The sequence below is a fragment of the Microbacterium sp. NPDC055988 genome (assembly GCF_042269505.1).
Lineage (GTDB): Bacteria > Actinomycetota > Actinomycetes > Actinomycetales > Microbacteriaceae > Microbacterium.
The window spans coordinates 1-24,423 of sequence record NZ_JBHJXY010000001.1; the positions used below are offsets into that span (position 1 = coordinate 1).

The following is a 24,423-nucleotide window of genomic DNA, read 5'->3' on the forward strand; positions in this document are numbered from 1 at the left end:
AGCTAGACGAGGATAATTTGGCATTTGACAAGTGCACGCTGTTGAGTTCTCAAGGATCGGATGCTCCCACGACCCAGCCATCACAGCCAGGCCCGTAGGGCAACTTCTCTATCTTACCGATCTCGTTTCCGTTGTCAAGTCCGAGTTATTTCGGCCTGACCGTGGGAACGGATCAGCACCTTCATCCTTTTCACTCAGTGAGTGTCTGGGATTCGGGAGGTGTTCGATGCTTGACGGGAGCCGGTCCGAGGACCTCCGCTCAACCGTTTGGGGCGAACAAGTAATAAGTTACGCGGATCCCGGGGATCCGGCAAATCAGGGCGGACCGCCGGGCGTGTCGCGCAGAAACCCGCCTCACAGCGCTGCCTTCGACGGGCGTCGAGAGCACGCCCCTCGATCACGCCCATGCGCGCGCGAGTGCGCTCGAGAACAGGTGCGTCCGACAACGGGTGCGTTCGACGGGGAGAGAAACCGGCGTCGTCGCTCACTCTCTCCGCGGTCACTCCGGCCGCCTGCCGAGCGAGTACGTCGGCCTCGGGAGTCCGAGGAGACAATGAGAAACCGGCAAAAGAAGAAAGCCCCCGGTTCTCACCGGGGGCTTTCATGTTCTGTGGACCTAAGGGGATTCGAACCCCTGACCTCCTCGATGCGAACGAGGCGCGCTACCAACTGCGCCATAGGCCCGTGAACGAGATCTACGCTATCACGACGAAAGCGCTGCTCGCGTCTGCACCGATCAACCGGCGGCACGTCGCGAGAGCATCTCCCGCACATGCGCCTCGATCTCGGCATCGTCGACGAATCCCATCTTCGAATACGGAGACGACGCGGCAGGAAGCTGCACGGGTGCGGCCGGCGCCATCTGCTCGGCGCGCTCACGCAGCGCTGCGACTCTGGCCGCCTTGCGGCGCTGCTCCTGCGCCTCGATCTGGGCCTGCGCCGCCTGCGCGCGTGACCCCGACACGGACACGAGCGGCTCGGGCAGCGGACGCGGAGTCCACGTCGCCGGCCCCTGGTCGTGCAGTACGGGCGTCGCGCGCTCCGCGATCGGCGCCTTCACCTCGTGGGTGGCGCGCGCCGCACGATTCGCGACGGCAGCCATCCTCTGCAGCGCGATCCCGGCGGGCAGGATCAACGCCCCACCGAGCCACAGCAGCAAAGACGAACCGGCAGCCACGAACTGCCAGACGCCGAAACCGACCACGGCAAGACCGAGCAGGAGGGAGATGGTCGCGACCATGCGCACCCTGCGACGGGCACGAGCACGACGGATCACCGGGTCGGCTCGGGTCGCAGCAAGCTCCTGGCGAAGCGACTCGAGCTCGGCGGCCTCACGTTCCGACTGCACCCGCTTGGCGAGCTTCTGCTGAGCCAGCGCCGTGCGGGCGTTCAGCTCGACGTGCACCTCGCCCGGCGTCTCGCTCGTCTCGGCGAGGATGCGGAGCGCCTGGTTCAGTCGAACGGCGTTGCGTTCCGCGGCGTTGTACTGGAAGCGGCCTCTCCACGACGGGAGGAGATAGAGCATCCACAGGAGCACGGCGACGAGCACGATCACTCCCCCGCTCAGCACCGGCCCGTCCATATCGACAACGGTACGGGTTCGGAGGTGACAGAGCCGTACAGAAGGGCGCGTGTCGCGGCGAGTCCGTCAGGATCGCCCGGTGATCACCGGCTCAGAGAGCGATGCGGTCGGACGGGGGCACCGTCGCGGCGTCGGGCGGCACCTGACCGCTGAGCCAGCGTGCGAGAACACCCTGAGGAACGTCTTCGCGGGTCAGCGCGAACGCGTAGTGGTCACGCCAGTCGCCGTCGATATGGATGTACCGGCGGCGCAGACCCTCGTAGCGGAATCCGAGCTTCTGGACGATCCGAAGGCTCGCGGCGTTCTCCGGTCGGATGCAGATCTCCATCCGATGCAGTCCGTACTCCGTGAAGCAGGCATCCGTCGCCAGCGCCACGGCGGTGGGAGTGATGCCCCGCCCCGCGAAACGCTCGCTCACCCAATACCCGATCGTCGCCGAGCAGAGGGAGCCGCGCGAGACTCCCCACACGTTGAGCTGCCCGGCGACCTCGCCGTCGTACTCCATGACGAACGGATAGCCCGAGCCGTCACGGTACTGCTGAAGCAGCCGCCTGATGCTGAGCCGCATGTCGAACGAGACGGAACCGTAGGGGACGGTCGCCTCCCACGGCTGGAGCCATGATCTGTTCGCGAGCAGCTCGTGCTGCAGCGGACGGGCGTCCTTCGCACGCACGAGCCGCAGCTCGATCGGTCCGTGTCGCATTCCCGTCGCCAGATCCATGCCGCACCGACCTCCGCAGAATCGCCTAGAGGCGCTCTGCGAACTCCTTGAGCCAGGGCCGCAGCTCGGGGCCGAGGTCCTCCCGATCCGAGGCGAGCTGGACGATCGCCTTGATGTAGTCGACGCGGTCGCCCGTGTCGTAGCGGCGTCCGCCGAAGACGACGCCGACGACGCCGGGGCCCTCGGGATCGGTCGCGAGCTCCTGCAGCGCATCCGTGAGCTGGATCTCGCCGCCCTTGCCAGGCTCGGTGCGCTCGAGGATCTCGAACACGGATGCGGGAAGCACGTAGCGGCCGATGATGGCGAGGTTCGAGGGAGCGTCTTCCGGCGCCGGCTTCTCGACCAGACCGGTCACACGGACGGCATCCGAGCCCTCGATCGGCTCGACCGCTGCCGCGCCGTACATGTGGATGTTGGCCGGGTCGACCTCCATCAGGGCGATCACCGCGGCGCCGGTGCGTTCGTGCTCGGCGATCATGTCGGTCAGGAGCGGATCGCGCTCGTCGATGAGGTCGTCACCCAGCAGCACGGCGAACGAGCTGTCGCCGACGTGGGTGCGCGCGCGCAGGACCGCGTGTCCGAGACCCTTCGGCTCGCCCTGCCGGACGAAGTGGATGTCGGCGAGGTCGCTGGACTTCATCACGCGCTCGAGGCGCCCCGTGTCGCCCTTCTCCATGAGCTTCACCTCGAGCTCGGGCACCGAGTCGAAGTGGTTGGAGATCGCGTTCTTGTTGCGGCCGATGATGACGAGGATATCGTCGATACCAGCGTCCGCCGCCTCTTCGACGACGTATTGGATCGCCGGCTTGTCGACGACGGGAAGCATCTCTTTCGGCATCGCCTTCGTCGCGGGCAGGAATCGCGTGCCCAGTCCTGCCGCGGGAATGACGGCTTTGATCTTGTGGTCAGCCATCCTCCCAGCCTAGCGGTGAGCGTCGCCGTAGACTCGGAGCCATGTCGAATGACGTCGAACACGCCAAACGCGCACTCCGCGCCGAACTGCGCGAACGACGCCAGCTCCTCTCCGATCCGCAGCGCGAGGCCGCTGCCCTGGCGATCGGCGAGCGCCTCGACGCCCTGGTCGACGAGCTCGGCGCGCGGTCGATCTCCTGCTTCCTGTCGACGACGACCGAGCCGGGCACCCGTGACTTCGTGACGAGGGCGGTGCGCCGCGGCATCCGCGTCCTGCTGCCGGTCACCCGCGCCGACGGTTTGCTGGACTGGGCGGTGGCCACCGACGACGACGAGGTCGCCGAGGGGCTGCATGGTCTGCCGGAGCCGACCGGAGAAGTCCTCGGGCCGATCGCGGTCAACGACGTCGACCTCATGATCGTCCCGGCCGCCGCCGTGGACCGCACCGGGATGCGGATGGGCTGGGGACGCGGCTACTTCGACAAGACGATCGGCTCCATGGAGCAGTGTCCGCCCGTCTATGCGGTCATCTATGATTCCGAGGTACTCGACGAACTTCCGCGAGAGGTGCACGACCAGCCCGTGAACGGGATCGTGACGCCGTCGCAGACTCTCACCCTGTCGCCTCGGCGACGCTGAACCGCAAGGACCTCCATGCCCACCTACGCCTATGCCTGCACGTCGTGCGGACACAAGTTCGACGCCGTGCAGAGCTTCGCGGATGACGCCCTGACGGTGTGCCCCGAGTGCGGCGGCCAGCTGCGCAAGCAGTACGGCTCGATCGGCGTGACCTTCAACGGGTCCGGCTTCTATCGCACGGACTCGCGCGCCAAATCCGGTGGATCCTCGGATGCTTCGGCATCATCGAAGACGGAATCGACGACGAGCGCCAAACCGGCAGCTGCGTCGACTCCGGCCTCTTCGTGAGGCCCTGATCTACTGGGGGTTCCCATGCTCAAGGGGTTCAAGGACTTCATCCTGCGCGGCAACGTCATCGACCTCGCGGTCGCGGTCGTCATCGGCGCGGCTTTCACCTCAATCGTCAACGCGGTGGTGTCCAGCATCATCACACCGCTCATCTCGCTCTTCTTCAAGGCCGACTCGATGGGCGGCTTCGGGCCGCAGATCACAAACATCTACGGCGACAAGGTGACGTTCCCGATCGGTGACCTGATCTCGGCGATCATCAGCTTCCTCGCCGTCGCCGTCGTCGTCTACTTCGTCTTCGTCCTGCCGATGAACACTTTCAAGGCGCATGTCGAGGCCCGCAAGGGAACGCCTGCCGAGGAGCCCGAGGAAGAGCCCGCGGCAGCGACCGAGGCTGAGCTGCTGGTCGAGATCCGCGACCTGCTCAAGGCTCAGCGCGGCGCCTGACGGCCTCCGCTCTTACGCAAGACGCACGGTTCCTCTTCGGAGGGACCGTGCGTCTTTCGTTCGTGGCGCACTCGCCGTCGAACGATCAATAGTGCGGCGGCACGTCCTGGATGAGCTGATCGTCGTTCGGGCCCTTCGCGCCCTTCGGCCGGGCACGCGGCGGGGCCGGATGATCGGTCCCGGTCTCCGGCGCCGGATCGCTCCCGGGCACCGGCGTCAGCCGTGCGCGACGCGATCCGGGGACTCGCACCACCCGCTGACGCGGAACATCAGGGTCGACCTGGTCAGTCATTCGGGGTGTCGGCGATGTCGAGCGGCTGGGTGTCGTTCTCGGCCCGCGGCACGGTGTCGGAGATACCCAGCACGGCAGCAATACGTGTCGCGACCGTCGCCGGATCGCTGTAGAGATCGAAAGCATGCACGCGCACGTAGTGCCAGCCGAGGCGACGGAGCACGTGCGGCCGCAGCCGCAGCGTCTCGCGCAGGGACTCTCCGCGTGACTCCGGGTCGGGCTCGATCACGACCGCTTTGCCCCCGTGCTGCGCGACCAGCGGCAGGAGTCCGCGATAGTCGACGTCGACAGAGGCTCCGAGCCGCCGCAGTTCCCTAGCCAGTGCGAGGGTGAGCGGATCGGCCAGATCCTCGAGCCGCGCATCCCGGCCACGTGCGGCGAGGCCACCGAGGATCGACATGAGTGTGGCTGCGCCGTGCTCGAGGCGTCCGTCATCGAAGGAGGACGGACGGATCGACGAGACGAGGACCATCGAGCGCCGCGCTCGGGTCATCCCGACCGTGAGCAGACGCTCGCCGTCGGGCGTGGAGAGGTCACCGAAGTCGCTCAGGACGCGGCCGTGCTTGGTGAGTCCGAACCCGAGCGAGAAGATCACACGATCGCGACTCTCGGCCACGGACTCCTCGAGGGTCAGGACGGCGAACGGCTCCGCAGTGTCACGACCGACGAAGTCCGCCACGTCGGAACGTCCGGCGAAGGCGGAGGTGACCGCGGCGCGCACGCGCTCGGCATGACGCGCGCTGGCGGTGACGACCATGAGGGATTCCGTCGGCCGGTGCACGGCGTGCTCGACCACGAGGGTCACCACTCGCGCGACCTCGGCATCGGGGCTCTCGACCGCACCGGACACCGGGTCGGGGGTCCCGGTGCCGCCCTCGACGTAGTCGACCGTGAGGCTGCCTCGCCCCAGATACGAGCCCGCCCACGGGAGGGACACGATCTCGCCCCCGTAGAACGCGTCGTTGATGAGCTCGGCGAGATCCTCGCCGCCGGCGCGGTAGCTGCGCGTCAGAGTCATCACGGGCAGGAGCTCGGACAGGCGCTCGAACACGGAGACGTCGTCGAACGGCACCTCCGCCTCCCACGTATCCTCCGGATCGACGGCGATATGGAACGGCGTGGGGCGCTGCGTGACCGGATCGCCGAACGCGACCACCTGGCGTGCTCGGCGGATTGCCGGTGCGGCCTCGGCCAGATTGATCGCTGCGGCATCGACGAGCAGCACGGTGTCGAACTCGACCGACTCCGGGATCTCAGGTACGAGGTACGGGGAGGAGATCCAGACGGGAGCGAGCACGTCGACGAGCGTCGGCGCGGCGCTGACGACCTGCGCCGTGGTCGCGGCGGGCTGAGTCAGCGCGCGCCGGAGATGCTGCGACTGCTGCGGCTCGTCGACGATCCCGATCCGCCACTGGTTGGCGAGCTGCCATGCGAGGAGGGGGCCCGCCATCGCGGCATGCGCCTCGTCGACGAGCCGGAAGTCGCGTTCGAGGCGATCCACGACGGCGGTGTTCGCGCCGAGGAGCGCGCGGTTGTCCTGCAGTGCGCGCTCGAGGAGCGACTGCCACCAGGCGAACTCGAGCTCCTCCCCCACCTGCGACTCGGCCACGTGCCGCACCGATAGCTCGGCGAGCAGCGGCTCGAGCCCGAGGAGCGCGAGGCGATCGCGCAACTGCGCGCGTTCCACGAGGTTCTCGAAGACGTCGGATTTGGCGGCGAGACCGGCAAGAGTGCGGACGAGCCGTGCGACAGGGAGCGATGCGAGCGGCTCGCGGCGGCCCAGGGCGGCATCCAGCTCGGCGAGCTCGGCCTCGACCCGCTGCCAGGCCACGTACACATCGGCGAGACCGAGCGGGATCTCCGGCGCGACGCCCGCCTCGACGTAACGCTGCCACTGTGTGCGCTGGGTCTGGATCCGCAGCAGCGCCTCGTGCATCTCGGTGACGTGGACGCCAGGACGCACGTACTCCTTCGCCAGACGCCGGAGCCGCCGCCGGTTCGCTCCGGAGAGACCAGGGGCGTCACGACGCGAGCCGTGCGCCTGGATGAGCTCGCCGAGCGGCCGCTCGAAGACTGTGGGACTGAAGCGGTCGAGCGAGTCGCGGATGCCCTGCAGCAGGCGCAGATACTCGCCGAGCTCGTCGATCGTCGCGAACGGTCGCATGTGCGTCTGAGCGATCAGTTCGTAGCCGCGCTCGAGAAGAGCGGGGACGCTGTCCGAGTGCAGCCGACCGGCCAGCTCGTGCGCAGCCCGGGCTGCCTCGGTGCTGGTGAAGGTCACGCCGTACCACGGCGAATCGTTCGGGCCGAAGCGGAACTCGCCGAGACGCGCAGCTTGCGCGAGCGCTTCTGCCGCCTCACGTCGATCTGCCGCGAGCCGGCGAAGGGCATCGGTTCCGAGCCGGGCAGTGGTCGACGGCGGCACCGGCAGCGACGCGAGCCGGGTGAGCTGGCGGGTCGCGTCGAGCACCGAGGCGTTCACGCCGGCGATGGGAGCCGTGAGCGCCTGGCGATAGTCGCGCAGGACCGTCCGGAGGCGCACCAGCGCGTCGTCGACCTCGCTGACCTTGGGGGCCGTCGCCTTCTCGTTGCGGCCGATCGCCCTGACCAGGTCGCGACGCACGCTCGCCGGCGAGATCGCCAGGCTGTCGAGCCCGATGCCGGCGAGCCGATGACGAACGCCGTCGAGCGTCGAACGACGGGCCGAGACCACGAGCACGCGCTTGCCGCCGCGGACGAGTTCGCCGAGTGCATTGATCACCGTCTGCGTTCCGCCCGTGCCGGGGAGCGTCGCCACCGTGAGCGAGTGCCCGGCGGCGATGCGGGCGAGAACGGCCTCCTGCTCGGCGTCCGCGTCGAGAAGGAGATTGTCCGATGCGGGAGCCCGATCGTCGGGTCCGGTGTGGTGGGGCGTGGCCCGAGGCGCCGTGACACGCTCTCGGTCGCCGACATGACCGCCCAGCGCGTTGAGGAGCACGTGATCGAGGCTGCCGGCGTCACGCGCCATCGCTCCGGAGACGTCGGCGAAGGTCGACACGACCAGGCGCGGCTCCACCGAGAAGGTGTCGATCGAGCGGGTCAACACGCGCAGGTTGTCGATCACGGGTTGCGGCTTGAAGATCCCGCCGTCGTACGCGAGCGCTGCAAGCGATGCGGCATCGATCGACAGGCCGAAATGGTCCCGGGCGATGCGGACGAGTTCGGGATTGACTTCGAAAGCCCCCTGAAGCTTGAGTTCGAAGTCGGAGTGATGCCGGCGGATCGCCAGCGGCCGCAGCAGTACCGGCGCGGCGAATCCTGCTCCGCCGATGCGCCACCGGGCGACTCCTACCGCCAGGTGCACCGCCTCGATTCCGCGGACCGTGCGCAGTTCGGTGTTCTTCGCCGTGATGCGCTCGGCGGCGAGACGCGCCGTGCGCAGCCCCACCTCGTCGCGGAAGAGATTCGACAGGAGTGTCGATTTTCCGGTGATGAACTGCGGCAGGCTGCCGGGATGGGCCTTGGAGATGTCGATGCCCGATTCCGGGCTGTCGCGGAAGCTGACCAGCGGAGACGGGCCGCCGAGGTCGGCCGCTTCCGCCCGCAACCGGGTGCGCTCAGCCTCGGCGGCATGGGCGATATCGACGCCGGTCGTGGTCTCGTGCAGATCGCCGATGGACACAGCAGCGTCCGCCGCTGTGTTCTCCGCAGTCTTGTCATCACGTCGCCACACAATGACACCCTAGGCGCGAGACCGGGCGAGCTGGGGTATCCCAGGCGGGTTTCCGCCGAATCTCCGCCCTCGAGAGCCGATCCACACTTCTCCTGCCCTGAGCCGATCAGCGTCACGTTCTCCACTCCGCCCGGGAGGCCGGCGCTCGCCGCACGGCGATGCCGGTCAGGATGGTCGCATGACCTTCCGCTATGACTTCGCCCCGACTCCGTTCGGCGATGCCCTCGCGGTGTTCTCGGACGAGGGCATCGTGCGATTCGACCTCTCCGAGTCCGAAGACCCGCTGGTGCCCTGGCTTCTCGAGGGCATCACGCGACAGCTGGGCACCGTTCCCGTCCCCGACCCCGGTGCCGCCGACGAGCTCGCACATCTTCTGGCCGACTACTTCGACGGTGATCCGGTGCGCTTCGACCAGCACCTCCCGCTCGACTGGCGGCTGGTGGATGGCTTCGCTCTGACCGCCCTGCAGACGATCTGCACGATCGAATGGGGCGAGACCATGAGCTACGGGGAGATCGCCGTCCGCGCCGGCCACCCCGGCGCGGCCCGCGCCGTCGGCACCGCGTGCAGGCTCACGCCGTTCTCGATCATCGTGCCGGTGCATCGCGTCGTACGGTCGGACGGAAGCATGGGCCAGTACGGCGCGCACCCGGAGCGCAAGCGATACCTGCTCGACCTCGAGGCCGGTTGAGCGGAGCGGACGCAGACGTGGACCCGGCGAGTAGGCCGCCGGGTCCACGTCTTGCTCGGGTCCGATCCTCCGGACCCCTCGGTCAGTGCTCGACTGCCTTCTCCGCACCGAAGCCCGTGAGGGAGCGCACTTCCATCTCGGCGGCGAGCTGCGGGGACTCCTTGCGGGAGCTCGTCACCGTTCCCAGCCAGCCGAGAAGGAAGCCCAACGGGATCGAGATGATCCCCGGATTGTTGAGCGGCCATACGGCGATGTCGATCCCGGGGATCATCGACGTCGGCGTTCCCGAGAACACCGGCGACAGCATGATGAGCAGGATCGCCGAACCGAGCCCGCCGTACATGCTCCACACCGCGCCGCGCGTCGTGAACCGGCGCCAGAAGAGCGAGTAGAGGATGGTCGGCAGGTTGGCGGAGGCGGCGACGGCGAAAGCGAGCGCGACGAGGAATGCGATGTTCTGCCCCTGAGCTCCGATACCACCGAGAATCGCCAGGATGCCGATCACGATCACCGTACGACGGGCCACCCGAACCTCGCCGTTCGGGTCGGCTTCCACCGGGTTGCCGGCAGCATCCTTGCGCCCCTTCTGGATCACGTTCGCGTAGATGTCATGCGCGAACGATGCGGCCGCCGTGATCGTCAGCCCCGCGACCACCGCGAGGATCGTCGCGAAGGCCACAGCGGAGATGAAGCCCAACAGCACCGGACCGCCGAGCCGGAGCGCGAGCAGCGGCGCCGCGGAGTTGACGCCGCCGGGAGCGGCCGCGATCACATCCGCCCCGACCAGTGCGCCGGCACCGTAGCCGAGTACGAGGGTCAGCAGGTAGAAGCCGCCGATGAGCCAGATCGCCCAGACGACCGAGCGACGTGCCTCCTTCGCCGTCGGCACCGTGTAGAAGCGCATGAGCACGTGCGGCAGGCCCGCGGTCCCGAGCACCAGCGCCATGCCGAGGGACAGGAAGTCCCACGGGTTCGCGCCGTACTGCAGCCCCGGAGCCAGGATCGCATCGCCCTTGTCGGAGTTCGCCACGGCGGCCTCGAGAAGGGTGTTCAGGCTGAAGCCGTTGATCGCGAGCACCCAGATCGTCATGCCGACGGCACCGCCGATCAGCAGGACCGCCTTCACGATCTGCACCCAGGTGGTCCCCTTCATCCCGCCGATCAAGACGTAGACGATCATCAGCAGTCCGACCACGGCGATCACGATCGACTGGCCGAGCCGTCCGTCGATGCCGAGCAGCAGCGACACCAGCCCGCCTGCGCCGGCCATCTGCGCGAGCAGATAAAAGAAGCACACGGCGAGCGTCGTGATCGCGGCCGCCATGCGCACCGGCCGCTGCTTCAGGCGGAACGACAGCACATCCGCCATCGTGAACTTCCCGGTGTTGCGCATCAGCTCCGCCACCAGCAGCAGCGCGACGAGCCAGGCGACCAGGAAACCGATCGAATAGAGGAAGCCGTCGTAGCCGTTGATCGCGATGGCGCCGCAGATGCCGAGGAAGGACGCCGCGGACAGATAGTCACCGGCGATGGCGAATCCGTTCTGCGGCCCCGTGAAAGAACGGCCGGCCGCGTAGTAATCGGCGGCCGTCTTGTTGTTGCGGCTGGCGCGTATGACGATGAAAAGCGTCACCGCGACGAAAGCCAGGAAGATCGAGATGTTGAAGACGGGATTGATTTCGAGAGCGACCGGATCGACCGCCGTGCGTACCGCGTTCATGCGTGTCCCTGCGCCTTCTCGAGTTCTTCACGGATCTCCGTCGCCAGTGGGTCGAGCTTTCGATTGGCGAACGAGACGTACGCCATCGTTATGCCGAACGTGGTGACGAACTGTCCCAGACCGAGGAGGAGCCCGATGGTGATATCACCCCACACCCGTTGCCCCATGAACTCGGGAGCGAATGCTGCAAGGAGCACGTAAGCGAAATACCACAGCAGGAAAAACACGGCGAGCGGAAAGATGAACGATCTCTGGGTGCGTTTCAAACTCTGGAACCGTGGAGACTGCTCGACGGCGATGTAGTCGATCCGACCGTTCGAATCGGCGTGCGTCTGATCACTCATGGGGCCTCCTTGCCACATGTCCGGTCCCCGCGCAGTGGCACTGCGCGGATGCTAAAGTCGACGCTACGAAACGGGGAACGCAGTCGTCACCCCCGGAAGTAGGTAGTTGTGAGCGCACCAGTCCCTCTCGGATCCGAGTCGGAGCTCGTCGCCCAGGCGGTGCGAGAGCTCGCCCGGCGAACACGCTTCCCTGTCGCGTTCGGTGGCCTCATCGAAGAGGGCGTCGTGAGCGTCACCAGCATCGTGGGCGCACGAACGCGATCGCTGGACGGGCTGCGGGTGCGACCGGAGCGCGGTCTCGGCGGGCGGGCGATGATGGAGCTCCGACCCCGGATGACGAGCGACTACGGCTCGTCGCAACAGATCACCCACGACTACGACGTCTTCGTCCTCGGCGAAGGGCTGCGTACGCTCCTCGCGCTCCCGATCGTCGTGCACGGACGGTCCCGCGGCGTGCTCTACGCCGGCGCGTGGGACGAAGAACAGGTGGGCGGCATCACGACGGCACCTGCCATGCAGGTCGCGCAGTCCGTCGCCGATGAACTGCGGATCCGCGACGAGGTGCAGCGGCGACTGGAGGCGAGCCCGTTCGCGAGTGACGTCGTGGCGCCCCCGCAACGAGAGGCGCTCCGAGAGAGCTTCGCCGAATTGCGCAGCATCGCTGCTTCCGTCGACGACGCGGCGATACGCGCTCGGATCGCGGAGGTCGAGCGTCGCCTGGTCGCTCTCGCCGCGGACGCGGCGCCCGCGACGACAGCTCCTGTTCCGACCGTCCACCTCTCGCCGCGTGAGACCGACGTGCTCGCGTGCGCGGCACTGGGATCGACCAACGCGGAGATCGCCGCCCAACTCGGGCTCCGCGAAGGCACGGTGAAGGCATACCTTGGCACCGCGATGTCGAAACTCGACGCGTCCACGCGTCATGCTGCGGTCACCCGGGCACGGCGTGCGGGACTTCTTCCCTGAGCCCATCGACGACGTGAATCATGACGGTGCGATATTCATTTCTTGTCGCATTGCCCTTATGCCGGTAAAGTCACTCGCATGGCGAGACGAATTGTGCACCAGCTGGTCGACGATATCGATGGCAGCGTCCTGGAAGTCGGAGAAGGCGAGACCGTGCATTTCTCGGTCAACGGCACTTCCTACGAGATCGACTTGAATGCCGCGCACGCGGAGGAATTGCGAAAGGCGCTCGAGCCGTATATCGCTGCGGGCCGTCGCGCCGGCTCCTCCAGCACCGCACGTTCCTCTTCTCCTTCCCGCAAGCGACCGGCGCGCAATCCTGAGGTCGCCGCCATCCGCGCGTGGGCCAACGAGAACGGCTACACCCTCTCCGAGCGGGGGCGCATCCCGGCCCCGATCCTGGACGCATACAAGGCAGCGCACTGAGTTCGGCCCCTCGCGGGCCGAACTCTCTCAGTCGGACGTCTGCTGTAACCAGGCTTCGTCGCGCAGCGTGATCTCGTCCGTCATGTCCGTGAGGAATCGGATCACGACATCTCGTTCCGAAGGGGACAGACGGGCGGCGGCATAGAACCGCTTGGCCTGCTGCCGACCGACGGTCTCCATCGCCGCGAGCCGGGTCTCCTTCGTGATGCTGATGCGGAGCGCCCTTCGGTCGGTCGGGTGGGGTGCGCGGGTGATATGCCCGCCCTTCTCCAGCCGATCGAGCAGCTTGGTGGTCGCAGCCGTCGACACGTCCAGGTGGTGAGCGATTCCGCCGGGCGTCGCGACCAGGTTCCGGTTCGCGCACACGATCAGATAATGCAGCGCGCGCATGTCCGTCTCGTTCAATCGCATGTAGCGCCGCGAGGCCTGAGAGAGAGTCTGCTCGGCTTCTCGCAGCCCGGCGAGCGACTCCATGAGGCGGGCGATCTGCCGCAGCTCCTCCGGCGGCACGCCCGTTCGGTCGACCAGCGCGCTTCGAGGGTCGCTGGCTTCCACGTCGTAGATCGCGGCGTGGCTCAGGCCGTCCGGCGCGCGGTCGACACGGCTCATATCGCCGTCTTCCGGCGGATCCGTCGCCTGCGACCCCGCGCGCGGGGTGGTGCCGGGCTCGGTGTCCATGCGATCATGTTACACACCCACAGTTTCATGCTAAGTTGACTACTCACCAAGTTAGCAATCTTGAGAGGCTTCGAAAAGGGAGATGCCATGGACTACGTGACCCTCCTGGCCGAAGACGGACGCGCGGTCGGCACGCTGCCGAAGAGCGACGTGCACACGAACGACACCCCGCTGCATCTCGCCTTCTCCTGCTACGTCCTCGACGCCGGAGGGCGTCTGCTGGTGACTCGCCGATCCCTCGCGAAGCGGACGTGGCCCGGCGTGTGGACGAACAGCTTCTGCGGCCATCCGCGCCCCGACGAGGAGATGCTCGACGCTGTGCGGCGGCGAGGCCTCGATGAACTCGGCATCCGACTCTCCGACATCCGCCTCGCACTGCCCGACTACCGCTACCGCGCCGTCGATGCGAGCGGAATCGTCGAGAACGAGATGTGCCCCGTGCACGTCGCGATCGTCGAGGGACACCCCACCGCCGACCCGGACGAGGTGTCCGAGTGGACGTGGGTCGAAGTTCCCGACCTGATCGAAGCCGTCACACACGCGCCGTTCGCGTTCAGCCCATGGCTCGTCGAGCAGCTTCCTCTGCTGCGACGGCTCGGCGAGGTCTGAACAATGAGTGCGACCGCGACGGAAGAAGCACTCGGCACGCAGATCGAAGCAGCGCTGCGGCAGCGCTTCTCCACCCACACCGCGGCGGCCGAGAAGTACGGCCCCGAGTTCACGGAGCTCTGGGCAGTGGCGGCTGAGCACGCCCTCGGCGGCAAGCTCATCCGTCCACGACTGCTCGTCGATCTGGTGCAGGCGCTCTCCCCCACACCCCTCTCCGAAGAGGCGAGCAGAGCCGCGATCGACGTCGCGGCCGAGGTCGAGTTGCTGCACTTCGCGTTCCTCCTGCACGACGACGTCATCGACGGAGACCTCATCCGACGGCGCGGCCCGAACCTCATCGGCGCTCTCGTCGCCGATCGCCCCGAAGCCCCGGCCGAGTCCGCACTGCACTGGGCGCGCTCGAGCGCGATTCTCCTCGGAGATCTCCTCTTGACCGCGGCGGTGCTCGGGTTCGCGAGGGTGGAAGTCCCGGCACAAGCCCGCGATCGCCTGCTCTCGCTGCTGGAACAGACCATCCTCGAGACGGTCGCCGGCGAGCATGCCGATGTCGCTCTCAGCGACGGCATCATCACTCCTGATCTGCGGACGATCCTCGCGACCAGCGCCTACAAGACGGCGACGTACTCATTCGTGCTCCCTCTGCGCGCCGCGGCTGTGCTGGCCGGGTCGTCGTCGGCGACCGAGCAGCGACTCACGTCGATCGGCCGACACCTCGGACTCGCGTATCAGCTGCAGGACGATCTGCTCTCCGTGTTCGGTGACCCCGATGAGCACGGGAAAGACCCCTTCTCCGACCTCCGGGAAGGAAAGGAGACCGCGATCATCTCGTACGCCCGCATGACGAGTCATTGGGAGGGGATCGAAGAGCACTTCGGCAGACCGGATCTCAGCGGTGCAGACGGCTCACGCGCACGCGATCGGCTGCGCGAGTGCGGGGCGGAGGCGTTCGTGCGCGGGCTCGTCCGCGAGCACCTCGAGGCCGCGTCGACCATCCTCGGCGATGCGGAGTCCGCGGGCATCCTCCCGACGGCTGCCGCCCGGACGATCCGCGCGCTGGCTTCCCGTGTCGACGGTCGCGAGCGATGAGCGCGAATCCGCACGATCCCTCCGATGACGCCGCCCTCCGCCGATTCAACCGCACGGCGGAGATCGCGACGAGCGACGTCATCCGCACCTACTCGACATCTTTCGGACTCGCGACCCGCCTTCTCGGACGGAGACACCGTCAGCATGTGCGCAACATCTACGCCATGGTGCGTATCGCCGATGAGATCGTCGACGGTGTCGCGGCCGAGGCCGGACTGGACAGCGCGGCGCAGTCGGCGGCTCTCGCCTCCTACGTGGAGGCGACGCACCGCTCGATGCGCAGCGGGTACAGCAGCGACCTGATCCTGCACGCCTTCGCTCGGACGGCGCGCGAGTGCGGCATCGGCGAAGACCTGACCACGCCGTTCTTCGATTCGATGAGTGCCGACATCGATCGTGAGCCGGGGTTCGCCGCCTACGACGCCGATGCCCACGCCGCCTACGTTTACGGGTCCGCCGAAGTCGTCGGACTGATGTGTCTCCAGGTCTTCCTGCGCGACTCGCCCCGCACCCCCGAGGAGGTCGAGATTCTCCGACGCGGTGCGCGACAGCTCGGCGCAGCCTTCCAGAACGTGAACTTCCTGCGCGACCTCGCCGACGACACGGATCGTCTGCACCGCGGCTACCTCGGCGGAACCGCGCGTCTGAACGATGCCGACCGGGACGCCTGGGTCGACACGATCCGTCGACAGCTGTCCGACGCCCGCGCCGCGATCCCGCTGCTCCCGAAGGACGCCCGCGCGGCCGTGCGCAGCGCACTGGCGCTGTTCGCGGCACTCACTCGCCGCGTCGCGAAGACGCCCGCCGACGTCCTGTACCGACGGCGCGTGCGCGTCCCCGACCCGATCAAGGCCCTGCTCGCCGCTCGCGCAGTCGCCGTCACCTCGATGGAACGTGACCGATGAGCCGCGTGGTGGTGATCGGTGCGGGCGTCGCCGGCCTCGCGACTGCGGGACTGCTCGCGCGAGACGGGCACGAAGTCGTCGTCCTCGAGAAGAACGACCGCGTCGGAGGGCGGGCCGGAACGATCGAGCGCGAGGGCTTCCGTTTCGACTCCGGACCATCGTGGTATCTGATGCCCGAGGTGTTCGATCATTTCTTCGCGATGATGGGCACCACGACCGAGGAACAGCTCGACCTCACCCGACTGGATCCCGGCTACCGCGTGTTCCGCGACCCGACGGCAGCGGATGCCCCGTGCGACGCCGTGACGGTGCCCGCCGGCCGGGAGGCCGTGACCCGGCTCTTCGAAGCTCTGGAACCGGGATCTGCGCCAGCTCTGGACTCCTACCTGCAGTCGGCGCGTCAGGCCGGCGAGATGGCGCAGAAGTACTTCCTCTACAACCCGTTCACCCGGACACGGTCGCTCATGGCACCGGAAGTGCTGCGGGCGCTGCCCCGGTTGTTCTCGCTGCTCGGCACTCGGCTGCAATCCTTCGCGGCGCGACGTTTCCGGCATCCGGTCGTGCGGCAGATCCTCGGCTACCCGGCCGTGTTCCTCGGCACCGACCCGCGCAGCGCCCCCGCGATGTACCACCTGATGAGCGCCCTCGACCTGGACCAGGGAGTCAGCTATCCGCAGGGCGGCTTCTGGCGGGTGATCGAACGCATCGAGTCCTTGGCCCGCGATGCGGGAGCCCGGATCGTGACGGGAGCCGACGTCACCGGCATACGCACCCAGGACGGCGACGGCGGAACATGTGTGACCGGCGTCGATTGGGTGGACGGCTCGGGAGCCTCGCATGTCGAGCGCGCCGACGTCGTCGTCTCCGCCGCGGACCTGCACCACACCGAGACCCGGCTGCTGCCGCGATCGCTGCAGAGCTATCCCGAATCGTGGTGGACTCGTCGCACCAGCGGCCCCGGCGGGGTGCTCGTGATGCTCGGAGTGAAAGGCACCCTGCCTGAGCTCCCTCATCACTCCCTGTTCTTCACCGATGACTGGGATGCGAACTTCGACGCGATCTTCGGCCCCACCCCGTCCGTCCCCGCCCCGGCCTCGACATACGTCTGCAGACCGAGCGCGTCCGACCCCGATGTCGCGCCGCCCGGCTACGAGAACCTGTTCATCCTGGTTCCCGTTCCGGCAGATGTCGAGCTCGGGCATGGCGGATCCGACGGATCGGGATCAGCGGAGATCGAGCGAGCAGCCGATGCCGCGATCGACCAGGTCGCGGCGTGGGCGGGCATCCCCGATCTCCGGGAGCGGATCGTCGTACGAGAGACCAAGGGGCCGGCCGACTTCCGCGACGACTACCGCTCGTGGCGGGGCGGGATGCTCGGGCCGGCGCACATCCTGTCCCAGAGTGCGATGTTCCGTGCCCAGAATGCGTCTCGGCGCGTGCAGGGCCTCTTCTACGCCGGGGCCACGACGGCCCCCGGCGTCGGGGTGCCGATGTGCTTGATCAGCGCCGAGATCGTCCTGAAGCACCTCCGCGGTGATCACTCCCCCGGCCCACTCCCGGAGGCGGCTCCGGCTGCGGGCGGAACGGCGGACTCTTGATGGGCGCGTTGTACCTGACTGCGCTGCTGGTCTCGCTGGGCTGCATGCTTCTTCTGGACTGGCGGTTCCGGCTGTTCTTCTGGCGGGATGCGATCTCGGCCGCCGTCGTGACCCTGGTCGGCCTGGTCTTCTTCCTCCTGTGGGACGTGGCGGGCATCGTGAACGGCATCTTCCTCCGCGGCGACGCGGCGATCGCGACGGGGCTGGTGCTCGCACCCGAACTGCCCGTGGAAGAGCCGGTGTTCCTGCTCTTCCTCGTCGTGTGCACGATGGTCATCTACACCGGCTCGGCCCGCCTGCTCGCTCGGAGGCGCGACCGGATCCGGACCAAGGGGGGTGGCGCATGAGCTACATCCACGTCGCGGCCTGCTTCCTCCTGTTCGCCGCCGGCGGTGGCCTGATCCTGACCCTCGCCTCGCGTCGACGCGGCCCCGTGCCCGCGGCCGTCCTGCTGACGGTGCTCGTGCTGTTCCTCCTCACGGCTGTGTTCGACACCGTGATGATCGCGAGCGGGCTGTTCCACTACGCGCAGGATCCACTTCTCGGTCTGCATATCGGCCTCGCCCCCATTGAGGACTTCGCGTATCCGCTCGCGGGCGCGCTGCTCCTCCCCGCTGTGTGGACGGCTCTGCGCGCACGGCGGCGAGCGCGCGAAGCATCGCCCGAGGATGACGAGGCCCGCGGATGAACGCCCGATCCGCACCCGAGCGCACCTTCGGACGGGATCTCGCGCAGATCGTGCTCTCCTCGCGGCCGATCAGCTGGATCAACACCGCGTTCCCCTTCGCGGCGGCCTATCTCCTCGCCACCCGAGAGCTCGACGTCACCTTCGTGATCGGGACCCTCTACTTCCTCGTCCCATACAACCTCGCCATGTACGGGATCAACGACGTCTTCGACTACGCCTCCGATCTGGCGAACCCGCGCAAGGGCGGCATCGAGGGCGCACTCCTGGCACCTCGCATCCACCGCGCCACGCTCTGGGCGGCGGCCGCCACGAACATCCCATTCCTCGTCTACCTCGTGGTCGTCGGGAACCCGGCATCCTGGTTCTGGCTCGCCGTCAGCGTGTTCGCCGTGATCGCCTACTCGGCACCCGTGCTGCGGTTCAAGGAGCGGCCGTTCCTCGATTCGATCACCTCGAGCACGCACTTCGTGAGTCCGGCGATCGTCGCTCTCGCCCTGGTCGGCGCCCCGGTGACGGGCAGCACGATCATCACTCTCGCCGCCTTCTTCCTGTGGGGCATGGCCGCCCACGCCTTCGGCGCCGTGCAGGACATCGGCCCTGATCGGGAGGGCGGCATCTCATCGACGGCCACCGTGATCGGGGCTCGGGCGACGGTACGGCTCTCCCTCGGCCTCTGGACGGTCGCCGGAGCCGCGATGTTGTTCACCCCCTGGCCCGGCCCGCTCGCCGCCATCCTCGCCCTGCCGTACATCGTCAATGCGGCGCCGTGGTGGAACGTCGACGACGCCGGCTCCGCGTCGACGAATCGCGCCTGGCGTCGGTTCATCGCCCTCAACTACTTCGCCGGATTCCTCGCGACGATGATCCTCATCCTCGCCTGGGTCTCGTGACTGCCGACTCCGCTTCTGAACGACCGTCTCCCGAAAGGCACCTGATGTCCCGCCCCGACTCTCCACCGACTCCGCCCCTCAGGGAGCGCTCGCGAAACCACTCCTGGGCGCGTGTCTTCATCCCCGTGGCTCTGATCCTCGTGTGGCTGGTCGGCGCCTCCCTCGGCGGCCCGCTGTTCGGCAAGGTCGATGAGGTCTCCTCCAACGAGCAGACGACGTACCTCCCCGAGTCCGCACAGGCCACCGAGGTGCAGGAGCTGCTGGGAGAGTTCAACGACAGCGACTCGATCCCGGCGATCGCGGTGTTCACGTCCGAGGACGAGCTCACGCAGACCGAACTCGACGCGATCGCGGATGCTGTGGCGGATGCGTCGTCCGTGGAGGGCGTCGGCGAGGACGTGTCCCCCGCCCTGCCCTCGGACGACGGGCAGGCGGTTCAGGCATTCATCCCGATCGACAGCGACGCCGAACTGGCCGACACGACGGCGGCGCTCGGTGACGAACTGCGCGGCGCCGTTCCGGACGGCATCACCGTGTACATCACCGGGCCCGCGGGGTTCAGTGCCGACCTGGTCGCGGGCTTCGCCGGGATCGACGGGCTGCTCCTCGGTGTCGCGCTCCTGGCGGTGCTGGTCATCCTGGTTCTCGTCTACCGCTCGTTCCTGCTGCCTCTGGTCGTGCTCTCGACGAGCCTGTTCGCCCTTTGCGTGGCGCTCCTCGTGGTGTGGTGGCTGGCGAAGTTCGAGGTGCTGCTGCTCAGCGGCCAGACACAGGGGATCCTGTTCATCCTCGTGATCGGCGCCGCGACCGACTACGCGCTGCTCCTCGTCGCACGCTTCCGCGAGGAGCTGCGAGTCGCACAGGACAAGGGCGTCGCGCTCCTGGCCGCGTGGAAGGGCTCCGTCGAACCGATCGTCGCCTCGGGCGGCACCGTGATCGCCGGGCTCCTCTGCCTGCTGCTCAGCGACCTGAAGTCGAACAGCACGCTGGGCCCCGTGGCGGCGATCGGCATCGTGTTCGCCATGCTCTCCGCCCTCACGCTGCTTCCATCGCTGCTGCTGCTCTTCGGTCGGGCCGTGTTCTGGCCCCGGCGCCCGCGCTTCGAACCCGACGTCGTCACCGCCGAACACGGCATGCGCACGACGGGACTGTGGGCGCGGCTGGCCGGTTTCATCAAGCGGCGACCGCGGGTCATCTGGATCGTGACGACCCTCGTCCTCGTCGCCGGAGCGGCGGGTGTCACCCAACTCGACGCGAACGGCGTACCGCAGTCCGACCTGGTGCTCGGGGCTTCGGAGGCTCGCGACGGTCAGGTGGCGCTGGGCGAGCACTTCCCCGGCGGATCCGGCAGCCCGGTGTACGTGGTCGTCGATGAGGACCGGCTGCAGGATGCCGCGGACGTCCTTCTCGCGAACGACGGGATCGATGCGGTCTCCGTCACCGCCGCGGACTCCCCCAGCGGCACCGCCCCCGTGACCGAGGAAGGCATCACCGCTGTCGGCCCTCCGGGGACGCCCGCGCCCGACCCCACGACGGTCGACGGGCAGGTGCTGCTTCAGGGCACGCTGACGGACGCGGCCGATTCGGATGCCGCTGCCGTCACCGTGCGAGAGCTGCGATCCGATCTCCAGGGCACGGAGGCGCTCGTGGGCGGCGTCACCGCGACCTCGATCGACACGAACGACGCCTCCATCCACGACCGCAACCTGATCATCCCCGTCATCCTCCTCGTGATCATGGTGATCCTGATGCTGTTGCTGCGTTCGATCCTCGCGCCGGTGCTGCTGATCCTGACGACGGTTCTGTCGTTCGGAACCGCGATGGGGGTGTCCGCGCTGGTGTTCAACGGAATCTTCGACTTCCCCGGTGCGGACCCGGCTGTTCCGCTCTTCGGGTTCGTGTTCCTGGTGGCGCTCGGCATCGACTACAACATCTTCCTGATGACGCGGGTCCGCGAGGAGTCGAAGCAGCACGGCACCCGCGAGGGAATCCTTCGGGGCCTGTCGATCACGGGCGGAGTGATCACCTCAGCGGGGCTCGTGCTCGCGGCGACGTTCGCCGCGCTCTCCGTGATCCCCATCCTGTTCCTCGTGCAGCTGGCGTTCATCGTCGCGTTCGGGGTGCTGCTGGACACGTTCGTCGTCCGTTCGCTGCTCGTCCCGGCGCTGACGTACGACATCGGCAAGGCGATCTGGTGGCCGTCCAAGCTGTGGCGCCGCGGCGAGGACTGATGCGCGAGGGGGCGTGTGGACGGTCGCCTAGACTGGACGCACGCCCTCGTAGCTCAGGGGATAGAGCAGCCCTCTCCTAAAGGGCAGGTCGCAGGTTCGAATCCTGTCGAGGGCACGACGTGCTGAAGGGGAGCCGCCCGGAGGGTGGCTCCCCTTCAGCACGTCTCAGGGTCTCGTCAGCGGGCCCCGCCGGCCAGGAGGCTCCGCGCGCCGCCCCCTGTTCCCACCGTTCCGCGCCTGCGATCTCGCGGCGCGTGGAGGGGCTGGCGGAGGACTCGAGGGCAGGTCACGCCGCCAGTGCCAGGTACGGCTCCCACCGCGGGTCGCTGCGCTCGGTTCCGCGCACGGTCCAGGCAGTGCCATGCGGAGGGCGAGGGGTGAACCGCAACTGCCAGCGCATCTCCTGCGGGGTGCGGTCGCTCTTGACGTTGTTGCACCGAAGGCAGCAGGCCACCAGGTTCTCCCAGGAGTCCGCTCCCCCGCGCGAGCGTGGCAGCACGTGGTCGATGGTCGAAGCCGCCTTCCCGCAGTAGCCGCAGCGGTGGTCATCGCGACGCAGCACACCGCGGCGAGTGACCGGCACACGTCTGCTCGTCGGCACCCGGACGTACCGGGCGAGGATGATGACGGCCGGACGTTCATACACGCCGTGGGTCCCCCAGACGGGGTCATCTTCCACGCGTTCGATCACCGTCGCCTTGTCGTTCATCACGAGGACCAGGGCTCGCTTGAACGACACGATCGCGAGCGGCTCGTATCCGGCATTCAGGACCAGTGTGCGCATTCGTCATCCTCTCGATCCGCCGGGACGGCTTCCCGGCACTCTCGACTCACACGAGGTCGTGCAGGAGGCAGATCGATCGCGGGGACGAAAAAAGGCGCCGTCTAAAGACAGCGCCTTTCGCGCACGGCAACGCCGTGGCATCCCTGCGGGCTATGCAGAAGGACGTGACGACCGAGGGCATCCATGGTTCGGATGGTCGGTATTCGCTCCATCAGCCTCTCCCACCTGTACGACAACGGGATCAGGCTAACCCATCCAGCTGCATGCGAGGCGAAACGGCGGGTGAATGGAGCGAGGCGTGTCCGGGAATCAGCCGGCGTTGACCGAGAGCCACGACATGGGCTCGACGAGTCCGCCGTTGATCCAGGTCTCGAAGTGGAGGTGGTTCGCGGTCGAGCGCCCGGTGCTGCCGACGTAGCCGATCAACTGGCCTGCCGCGACCGTCTGTCCGACCTGCACCTGTCGCGAACCGTAGATCATGTGGCCGTAGGTGGTCTGCACTCGCTGACCACCGACGACGCTGTCGAGCATGACGCAGACGCCGTATCCGCCGATGCTCTCGGCAGATGCACGGACGACGCCGGCAGCGGCGGCGTAGATCGGAGTGCCGGCGGGAGCGAGCATGTCTGCGCCGTTGTGGCCGCCGCCGATCGTGCGGCTGACGTTCCAGGAGCCCATCGGGAGCGGATAGCGCACCTCGCCCGAGCCCGGCGAGGTCAGTGCGTAGCCGGCGGTGTTGAACTGGCCCGACGACGACGCCGTGGATGCCTTCGCCGCGGCGGCGGCGCGAGCGGCAGCAGCCTCTTCGGCCTTCTTCTTCGCGATCTCCTCCGGAGTCGTCGCGCTGAAAGTGCCTCGACTCAACGGAGCGGCCGTGGCCTGCGAGGCCACGACCAGGGACTGCGCGTCGACTGCGGCGAGCTGCTGCAGGGTCGTCGGAGCGGCTTCGCTCGGCTTCGACTGCGCGAAGGCAGGAAGGGCGATGCCGGCGACCAGCGCACCGACGGCTCCGAAGATGGCGATCGATCGGAGTGGCTTGACGGCCTTGCGAGCAGTCGCCCGCGCACCTGCGCGTCGGGCGGGTACTCGGTCTTCAGATGTCTTCTTCGCGGGCTGTTCGATGTCTGCGGCCAAAACGTGGTCCTCCTGGGCCCTTGCGCTTTCGGGTAGCGCTGGCTCGTCGGCACTCTGCTCTCGTGGCACGAACGCATCTCGGGCATTTTGTGCGTTCCTGCCGTGAAGACGACGAGCCTCAAAGGCGTATCTTCGCGATCCATCTCCAGCGGGCTTCTTCGCTGGCGACTCGACCGAGGTTACCGGAAGATAACGATCATGTCACCCCGGGAACCTGACAATCGCCGCAGAGGGCGGTCGTGGAGCGCTCCGTCGCCGACAGTCGGGCTCGGAAACCCCTTCGGATCAGGCGGGTTCGCCCACCAGGAAGATGTGCGACGCAAGCTCCACGGGGAGCTCGAGACCGTCTTCCTTGCCGTCCATCTGGATGAGGACGTAGCCCTCGCTGAAGCGGAAGTCGCCGTGCGCCCCGGGAACCACCCCGGCGTCGCGCAACTGCTCCAGCAGCTCGGGGTCGACCTGTGCGGGCTCGGCGAGGCGGCGCACGGTCCCCTCGACGGGCTCGCCTGCGGCGTTGAGCCGTTGGACGAGACCGATGACGCCCTCGTCGAAGGTGCGAGCCGGCAGGTCGCCGAGCTGGTCGAGCCCCGGGATCGGGTTTCCGTAGGGCGATTCGGTCGGGTGGCCGAGCAGCTCCACCAATCGTCGCTCGACCTGTTCGCTCATCACGTGCTCCCAGCGGCAAGCCTCTTCGTGCACGTACGCCCAGTCGAGTCCGATGACGTCCGACAGCAGGCGCTCTGCGAGACGGTGCTTGCGCATCACGTCGACGGCCTTGCGGCGGCCGGCGTCGGTGAGCTCGAGGGTGCGGTCCTCGGAGACGATGACGAGACCGTCTCGTTCCATGCGCCCGACCGTCTGCGAGACCGTGGGACCGGAGTGGCCGAGCCGTTCGGAGATGCGCGCGCGCAGCGGCACGATGTTCTCTTCCTCGAGTTCGAGGATGGTGCGGAGATACATCTCCGTGGTGTCGATCAGATCGGTCATGTGCAGGCCCTCCGAGGTTCTTAGGCAAGCCTACATTCCCGGACGGACATCCGGCCGCCGACGGTCGGGGCCTCGCCCGGCGCCCCCTTAGAA

General features: G+C 67.8%; 25 protein-coding genes and 2 tRNA genes. 15 read left to right on the forward strand and 12 right to left on the reverse strand.

Features of this window, described 5'->3' with window-relative positions:
• Positions 1-611: 611 nt before the first annotated feature.
• From ACFC14_RS00005 to galU, 4 genes are all read right to left on the reverse strand, one after another.
• Positions 612-684: transfer RNA gene (locus ACFC14_RS00005), tRNA-Ala, on the reverse strand.
• A gap of 52 nt (positions 685-736) precedes the next feature.
• Positions 737-1,582 carry a hypothetical protein gene (locus tag ACFC14_RS00010; protein ID WP_376100287.1) on the reverse strand — a complete coding sequence of 282 codons (846 nt, stop codon included), beginning with the start codon at positions 1,580-1,582 and terminating at the stop codon, positions 737-739.
• A 91-nt stretch (positions 1,583-1,673) separates the two neighbouring features.
• On the reverse strand, positions 1,674-2,303 hold the full coding sequence (locus tag ACFC14_RS00015; RefSeq protein ID WP_240745008.1) for a GNAT family N-acetyltransferase: 630 nt from the start codon (positions 2,301-2,303) through the stop codon (positions 1,674-1,676).
• 25 nt (positions 2,304-2,328) lie between these two features.
• A complete protein-coding gene (gene galU, locus ACFC14_RS00020; RefSeq protein ID WP_376100290.1) occupies positions 2,329-3,216 on the reverse strand; it encodes a UTP--glucose-1-phosphate uridylyltransferase GalU in 888 nt (295 codons plus the stop codon).
• 41 nt (positions 3,217-3,257) lie between these two features.
• On the opposite strand from galU, the gene ACFC14_RS00025 reads away from it, so the two are divergent.
• Genes ACFC14_RS00025 through mscL form a run of 3 tightly spaced genes read left to right on the forward strand, consistent with a single transcriptional unit; the run spans position 3,258 to position 4,589 of the window.
• Positions 3,258-3,854 (forward strand): 5-formyltetrahydrofolate cyclo-ligase, encoded by a 597-nt coding sequence (locus ACFC14_RS00025; protein WP_136041120.1) that lies wholly within the window; start codon positions 3,258-3,260, stop codon positions 3,852-3,854.
• Positions 3,855-3,869: 15 nt separating this feature from the next.
• Positions 3,870-4,142 (forward strand): FmdB family zinc ribbon protein, encoded by a 273-nt coding sequence (locus tag ACFC14_RS00030; RefSeq protein ID WP_091029182.1) that lies wholly within the window; start codon positions 3,870-3,872, stop codon positions 4,140-4,142.
• A 24-nt stretch (positions 4,143-4,166) separates the two neighbouring features.
• Entirely contained in the window at positions 4,167-4,589 is a 423-nt protein-coding gene (mscL, locus tag ACFC14_RS00035) for a large conductance mechanosensitive channel protein MscL (RefSeq protein WP_091029179.1), read from the forward strand.
• An 85-nt stretch (positions 4,590-4,674) separates the two neighbouring features.
• Here the strand turns inward: mscL and ACFC14_RS00040 are convergent, their stop codons facing one another.
• Together ACFC14_RS00040 and ACFC14_RS00045 are read right to left on the reverse strand one after the other, a co-directional pair.
• Positions 4,675-4,881 carry a hypothetical protein gene (locus tag ACFC14_RS00040; RefSeq protein ID WP_376100295.1) on the reverse strand — a complete coding sequence of 69 codons (207 nt, stop codon included), beginning with the start codon at positions 4,879-4,881 and terminating at the stop codon, positions 4,675-4,677.
• Positions 4,874-8,542 (reverse strand): AAA family ATPase, encoded by a 3,669-nt coding sequence (locus ACFC14_RS00045; protein ID WP_376100298.1) that lies wholly within the window; start codon positions 8,540-8,542, stop codon positions 4,874-4,876. The genes ACFC14_RS00040 and ACFC14_RS00045 overlap by 8 nt, the downstream gene beginning before the upstream one ends.
• 229 nt (positions 8,543-8,771) lie before the next feature.
• Between ACFC14_RS00045 and ACFC14_RS00050 the strand changes: the two genes are divergently transcribed.
• Complete coding sequence (locus ACFC14_RS00050) at positions 8,772-9,284, forward strand: methylated-DNA--[protein]-cysteine S-methyltransferase (RefSeq protein WP_376100301.1); 513 nt, start codon at positions 8,772-8,774, stop codon at positions 9,282-9,284.
• An 82-nt stretch (positions 9,285-9,366) separates the two neighbouring features.
• On the opposite strand, the gene ACFC14_RS00055 is transcribed toward ACFC14_RS00050, so the two are convergent.
• Entirely contained in the window at positions 9,367-11,004 is a 1,638-nt protein-coding gene (locus tag ACFC14_RS00055; protein ID WP_376100304.1) for a cation acetate symporter, read from the reverse strand.
• Positions 11,001-11,348 carry a DUF485 domain-containing protein gene (locus ACFC14_RS00060; RefSeq protein ID WP_376100307.1) on the reverse strand — a complete coding sequence of 116 codons (348 nt, stop codon included), beginning with the start codon at positions 11,346-11,348 and terminating at the stop codon, positions 11,001-11,003. Before ACFC14_RS00060 ends, ACFC14_RS00055 begins: the two co-directional genes overlap by 4 nt.
• Positions 11,349-11,456: 108 nt before the next feature.
• Between ACFC14_RS00060 and ACFC14_RS00065 the strand changes: the two genes are divergently transcribed.
• Together ACFC14_RS00065 and ACFC14_RS00070 are read left to right on the forward strand one after the other, a co-directional pair.
• The gene (locus ACFC14_RS00065) at positions 11,457-12,314 is read left to right on the forward strand and encodes a LuxR C-terminal-related transcriptional regulator (protein WP_376100310.1); all 858 of its coding nucleotides are present in this window, start codon (positions 11,457-11,459) and stop codon (positions 12,312-12,314) included.
• A gap of 93 nt (positions 12,315-12,407) precedes the next feature.
• Positions 12,408-12,740 carry an Lsr2 family protein gene (locus ACFC14_RS00070; protein WP_376100313.1) on the forward strand — a complete coding sequence of 111 codons (333 nt, stop codon included), beginning with the start codon at positions 12,408-12,410 and terminating at the stop codon, positions 12,738-12,740.
• Positions 12,741-12,767: 27 nt separating this feature from the next.
• On the opposite strand, the gene ACFC14_RS00075 is transcribed toward ACFC14_RS00070, so the two are convergent.
• Positions 12,768-13,418, reverse strand: a complete 651-nt coding sequence (locus ACFC14_RS00075) for a MarR family winged helix-turn-helix transcriptional regulator (protein WP_376100316.1) — start codon at positions 13,416-13,418, stop codon at positions 12,768-12,770.
• 87 nt (positions 13,419-13,505) lie between these two features.
• On the opposite strand from ACFC14_RS00075, the gene idi reads away from it, so the two are divergent.
• The 9 genes from idi to ACFC14_RS00120 all read left to right on the forward strand — a co-directional run bounded on the left by idi (position 13,506) and on the right by ACFC14_RS00120 (position 21,540).
• Entirely contained in the window at positions 13,506-14,027 is a 522-nt protein-coding gene (gene idi, locus ACFC14_RS00080; protein ID WP_376100319.1) for an isopentenyl-diphosphate Delta-isomerase, read from the forward strand.
• A gap of 3 nt (positions 14,028-14,030) precedes the next feature.
• Positions 14,031-15,113: a polyprenyl synthetase family protein gene (locus tag ACFC14_RS00085; RefSeq protein ID WP_376100322.1), complete on the forward strand. Its 1,083-nt coding sequence runs from the start codon at positions 14,031-14,033 to the stop codon at positions 15,111-15,113.
• The gene (locus tag ACFC14_RS00090; RefSeq protein ID WP_376100325.1) at positions 15,110-16,018 is read left to right on the forward strand and encodes a phytoene/squalene synthase family protein; all 909 of its coding nucleotides are present in this window, start codon (positions 15,110-15,112) and stop codon (positions 16,016-16,018) included. Before ACFC14_RS00085 ends, ACFC14_RS00090 begins: the two co-directional genes overlap by 4 nt.
• Entirely contained in the window at positions 16,015-17,616 is a 1,602-nt protein-coding gene (gene crtI, locus ACFC14_RS00095; RefSeq protein ID WP_376100328.1) for a phytoene desaturase family protein, read from the forward strand. Before ACFC14_RS00090 ends, crtI begins: the two co-directional genes overlap by 4 nt.
• Positions 17,616-17,963, forward strand: a complete 348-nt coding sequence (locus ACFC14_RS00100) for a lycopene cyclase domain-containing protein (protein WP_376100331.1) — start codon at positions 17,616-17,618, stop codon at positions 17,961-17,963. The genes crtI and ACFC14_RS00100 overlap by 1 nt, the downstream gene beginning before the upstream one ends.
• Entirely contained in the window at positions 17,960-18,304 is a 345-nt protein-coding gene (locus ACFC14_RS00105; RefSeq protein WP_376100334.1) for a lycopene cyclase domain-containing protein, read from the forward strand. Before ACFC14_RS00100 ends, ACFC14_RS00105 begins: the two co-directional genes overlap by 4 nt.
• Positions 18,301-19,194: a prenyltransferase gene (locus ACFC14_RS00110; RefSeq protein WP_376100337.1), complete on the forward strand. Its 894-nt coding sequence runs from the start codon at positions 18,301-18,303 to the stop codon at positions 19,192-19,194. Before ACFC14_RS00105 ends, ACFC14_RS00110 begins: the two co-directional genes overlap by 4 nt.
• 44 nt (positions 19,195-19,238) lie before the next feature.
• Positions 19,239-21,425: an MMPL family transporter gene (locus tag ACFC14_RS00115; protein ID WP_376100340.1), complete on the forward strand. Its 2,187-nt coding sequence runs from the start codon at positions 19,239-19,241 to the stop codon at positions 21,423-21,425.
• Positions 21,426-21,467: 42 nt separating this feature from the next.
• Positions 21,468-21,540: transfer RNA gene (locus tag ACFC14_RS00120), tRNA-Arg, on the forward strand.
• A 171-nt stretch (positions 21,541-21,711) separates the two neighbouring features.
• Here the strand turns inward: ACFC14_RS00120 and ACFC14_RS00125 are convergent.
• The 3 genes from ACFC14_RS00125 to ACFC14_RS00135 all read right to left on the reverse strand — a co-directional run bounded on the left by ACFC14_RS00125 (position 21,712) and on the right by ACFC14_RS00135 (position 24,330).
• Positions 21,712-22,209 (reverse strand): HNH endonuclease, encoded by a 498-nt coding sequence (locus ACFC14_RS00125; protein WP_376100343.1) that lies wholly within the window; start codon positions 22,207-22,209, stop codon positions 21,712-21,714.
• Positions 22,210-22,518: 309 nt separating this feature from the next.
• Entirely contained in the window at positions 22,519-23,343 is an 825-nt protein-coding gene (locus ACFC14_RS00130; protein WP_376100346.1) for a M23 family metallopeptidase, read from the reverse strand.
• Positions 23,344-23,628: 285 nt separating this feature from the next.
• Positions 23,629-24,330, reverse strand: a complete 702-nt coding sequence (locus ACFC14_RS00135) for a metal-dependent transcriptional regulator (RefSeq protein ID WP_029262734.1) — start codon at positions 24,328-24,330, stop codon at positions 23,629-23,631.
• Positions 24,331-24,423: the final 93 nt, after the last annotated feature.